This window comes from uncultured Methanobrevibacter sp., assembly GCF_902770715.1.
Taxonomy (GTDB): Archaea; Methanobacteriota; Methanobacteria; order Methanobacteriales; family Methanobacteriaceae; genus Methanocatella.
On record NZ_CACXTS010000063.1, the window covers coordinates 1 to 4,274 of the forward strand.

A 4,274-nucleotide genomic window follows, 5' to 3' on the forward strand; every position below is an offset into this window, starting at 1 on the left:
ATCGCGGCAATCATGCCGCAAATTTAATACTTTTCTATCAATATAGTATGCAAAAATCGAAAATGTTACATCTTAAGGGAAGAATTTTTGAAGTAACTACGATTTTTTTTTATTTCTCGTCCCAACTCTTGCACTTCTCACAAAATCTTCGTATCTTTGTGCACGATACGCCTAATAATTGACAATAATAACTAAAATCCGATATGGAGATACAACGCTACAACAGGCTAAAGATAGTACTGGCCGAGAAAGAACGAACTGGCACATGGCTCTCTGAGCAGATGGGCCACAGCATCAGTACCGTTTCACGCTGGATGACCAACAAGGTGCAGCCATCAGTGGAACAACTCTACAAGATTGCACGCCACCTCGGTGTGGATGTGAAGGAATTATTTGTATCATCGAAGTAAAATATTACAGATTTGTTCATATGGCCATAGTTAAATTCGTTTCAGATAAAAAATGCCAAGTCTTCATTGATATGGAACAGGCAGGTAAGGTGACACCAGATTCTATGTTAAAGGTAACATTGGAGGCTGGTGGCTACCTTATACAAGTAAAAGATGAAGATGGTAATCTTATCAAAGAGTATGATTTGGAGATTAAGCCCTCAGATAATCAGCTTCTACAAAAAATAGATAGTACTAACAATAAGCAGGATGACGTCATTGAGAACCTGAAAAACGACTCATCTTTGGTTTTTCATTGTGATAGAGCCTCTTTCTCCCATAATGGTTTGTATGGTTTCGTAGATAAGAAGTTGAATGTCGTTATTCCCCCAATATATTATTCCGTCAATGAGTTTGTAGACGATAAGGCATTCGTGGTTCGTGATTTTCCCGAAGGAAGAAAGATCACAATGATTGATAGTGATGGAAATATGTCCTTCAATAGATGGTTTGATTATATTGGAGAGTCAGATGCAACCATTCTTATGGGGATTGATAATAGGATAATAGTCTACTCGAAAACGAAATGTGATAAGATTGCAGAGTACTTTAATGCAGGTTATGACTATAAGTATCCTTTTATTCCTGTATATAAGATTGATGGGTTAGACAAATTGTATGGTTTCATTGATTTTGATGGAAAGGAAGTCGTTCCTTTAATATATGATTTCGTCTGGAATTATAAATCAAATGGGTTTGCTGAAGTGAAACGTTTTGGACAGAATAGTTATGTTGATACCTGTGGGAACCTATATGATCACCCAAATGAAAATAGTACAAAAATATCTAAGGAAGATAGTTGTATTCGCGGATTTGGAGGACTTTATGGTAATGGAAACATGTGGAGTGATATTCCTACTAAAGTCGCAGGGAAATGGGGACTGCTATCTCCATATGAACGGTGTGACGGGAAAGAAAGATTCCTTTTTGAGTGTGACAAAATATTATATTACAATCTTGGGTGTTTTATCTATAGGATTCATAATCTTTGTTTTTTTATACAAATCGACAATTCGGAGCAAACTTATTCTTATGAAGCAGATGAAATAATTCCTATTATTTTAAGAAAGGGAGAGTATGGAGAAGATGTTGTGAATCTTATAATAAAGAAGAATGGGAAATATGGTATTATTGATATAAACGGGGAAGAAATAATTCCTATTCAGTATGATAATATAGAAACGACTGAAGGTGTTCTCGAATGTTATCCTGGAGAAGTTGGTATTATTAAATATAACAATTTGCTTTCAATTGTTCAAATGAAGAACGGAAAAATCCTTTTTCCATTTGAATATGAAGATATTAAGCCTACTGATGTAACGCATAATCGTTATTGGAGAGAAGTTTCATGGTATATTGTAATGAAGAATGGGAAATATGGATGCATTAAACCCGATGGCGAAGTAGTTCTCCCTTTGGAATATGACAGAATATCCCATTTGTTATATGAAAAAGATGACTCATACAGCCATAGATTATATATAAAAAAGGGAAGCAAATACGGTCTTTATACCATAACTCGCAGTAATATGTTTGCAGGATATGGAGGAGACGAATCCACTAGTTTTGAAGAATACAATTATAATCCATTCGGTCTAATAGACATTTGAATGATTAATGATAATAATGGTGAATAACTAAAAATGAATAAAAAGACAACATTAGTTAAAGAAGATATAAACAGAGGTAGATTTGAGCTTATTAAAGAATCCCCCTCTGGACATGGTGTGTATGTGGAAAAAAGCTTAATAGAAAGGAGATATTTAAATTTAGCGATATACAGGTACATGCAACTACCTCATTTGTTAAACTTGTTAAGTTCGCCTCATGAATTTTATGTAGCGAATAGACAATCCTTTTCTGATTTGCGCGACAAAATGGCTATTGTGAAGAAAATGGAAGAAATAAAGAACGTTTATTCAGAAGCAGAGAGTTGGAAAAACAGAAGGTATCTTAGAGAGAAGAAAGAAAAAATCAGAAAGGCATGGCAGCAATGTATTTCATGCTGGTGTCTTGATATAAGGAATTCCGGAATTGCTGATGAGAATTATCTGATGTGGAAAGCATACACATCAAATCAGATTTCGGTAAGAGTTGGTAGTACGATCCTACATTTTATAGAATCCATTATCGAGATCCCATATGATATATTTATAGCGAAGGTTGATTACAAAAACAAATATACTGGTGATATATACGATGTTATATTCAAAAAACATGAGTATTATGAAGATGAACAAGAATTAAGAATGTTAGTTCTTTCTGACGAAGAGAAAGGGGTACACATTCCAATAGACATAAATATCTTAATTGATGAGATAAGAGTGTCACCATTCCTCTCTCCAAACATGGAGAGATTTATTATAAATCAGTTGGGAGAACAAGAACCATCTTTAAAAAAGAAGATTCTTCCCTCTTTGATAATGGAATACATTAAATAGCTCATAATATGGTTTTAAAACATAAATTATTTAGATTATGCACTTTGTTTTTTTTTCTTGTCATAGAATATAAAGCTATGGCTCAAGGATGGGTGACAGATGAAGTATCAAAAGATAATTCAGGAGGGATTTTTAGTGGCATTTTGGGCTTTATCCTGCTTATAGGGATAATTTGGTTTGTCGGATATGTTGGAGACGTGATATATGAAAATAAGCAAATACATAAAAATAAGAAGAAACAAGAATACAAAAGCTCACAGCCAAAGAGTATTGGGCAACCAATAGTTCCTAAAGTTAAGAAAGAAGATATAATTATTCAGATGTTACACTATGATGGCATAGATTGCATCGCTGACAAAGATTATTATGTACAACAAGATTTGACTCCCTCTGTCAAAGATTTAGAATTCATAGAAAAAGAGAAAGAGAGTTATGCTTTAACTAAAATACTCCAATCAGATAAAGATAATGCAGTAACTGATTGGTGGAAAGATGATCCAAAAGAGCATAGGATAAGAGAACATGGAGAGGCTGATTATTCTTCAGATGGGAAAAGGCTATTATTTTACTGGAATAAAACAGAGGGATATTCTATTAATGAAGGCGTTGAAATAATATGTGACGCATCTCTTTCAAATCTCACAAGTGATGACAAAGATATATTATTACCATCAACAGTAAAGACTCTTGGAAATTGCCTCTACTATTATAATTGGAGAGATTCTTTTGTTATTCCTAATTCTATCGAAATCATTACTGGTAATCCATTCACTACGTGTAGAGGCAAAATAGAATGCTTATCCCCTCATTTTGTGTATGATAAAGACATATTATATGATAAAGATAAAAAGAAAATAATATCTGTGATGTGGGAGTATAGCGAAAGTGATGATAATAAACAAATAGACCCTCATGTAGTTATGATAGGAAGGTATGCGTTTTATGGTGTCATTTTGGTAAGGAAGATGCCTTTAACTATTCCTTCTAACGTGTTATACATTGGTGAGTCTGCTTTCGAGAAAACGGGGTTCGATATATCCATGTCTAATGGAACAATTGAGATTGGAGATTCTGCATTCGCAGAATCCCACATTCATAACTTTGTTTTGCCATTAACTGTTTCTAAAATAGGGAATAATGTTTTTGCTAATTGTGAATTCCTAGAACGAATTACAATATCCCCCAATATTAAAGTGCTGAGTTGTGGGGCTTTTTTAAATTGTAAAAAGTTAAACAACGTCTATATCCCTAACGGAGTTAAGATTGTTAGAAATAATTGTTTTAAAGGTTGTTCGGGTCTCAATGAAGTTTGGTTTCCCAATTCGTTAGAAAAGATTGAAAAGGGTGCCTTTTCAGAATGCCCTCTTACAATTGCTGTTTTGAC

4 protein-coding genes are annotated in these 4,274 nt (G+C 33.8%); all 4 read left to right on the forward strand.

Annotated features, from left to right (window positions below):
• Nucleotides 1–203: 203 nt before the first annotated feature.
• Nucleotides 204–410: a helix-turn-helix transcriptional regulator gene (locus QZU81_RS10905; RefSeq protein ID WP_342764273.1), complete on the forward strand. Its 207-nt coding sequence runs from the start codon at nucleotides 204–206 to the stop codon at nucleotides 408–410.
• A gap of 326 nt (nucleotides 411–736) precedes the next feature.
• The gene (locus QZU81_RS10475) at nucleotides 737–2,059 is read left to right on the forward strand and encodes a WG repeat-containing protein (protein ID WP_295591696.1); all 1,323 of its coding nucleotides are present in this window, start codon (nucleotides 737–739) and stop codon (nucleotides 2,057–2,059) included.
• 33 nt (nucleotides 2,060–2,092) lie between these two features.
• Nucleotides 2,093–2,890, forward strand: a complete 798-nt coding sequence (locus tag QZU81_RS10480) for a hypothetical protein (RefSeq protein ID WP_295591698.1) — start codon at nucleotides 2,093–2,095, stop codon at nucleotides 2,888–2,890.
• A gap of 92 nt (nucleotides 2,891–2,982) precedes the next feature.
• Nucleotides 2,983–4,274: leucine-rich repeat domain-containing protein (locus tag QZU81_RS10485; RefSeq protein ID WP_295591699.1), on the forward strand; the 1,292-nt coding region annotated here is incomplete at its 3' end.

Coding starts and splice junctions, on each gene's coding strand:
- QZU81_RS10905 (WP_342764273.1), top strand. CDS start 204: ATGGAGATACAACGCTACAACAGGCTAAAGATAGTACTGGCCGAGAAA.
- QZU81_RS10480 (WP_295591698.1), top strand. CDS start 2,093: ATGAATAAAAAGACAACATTAGTTAAAGAAGATATAAACAGAGGTAGA.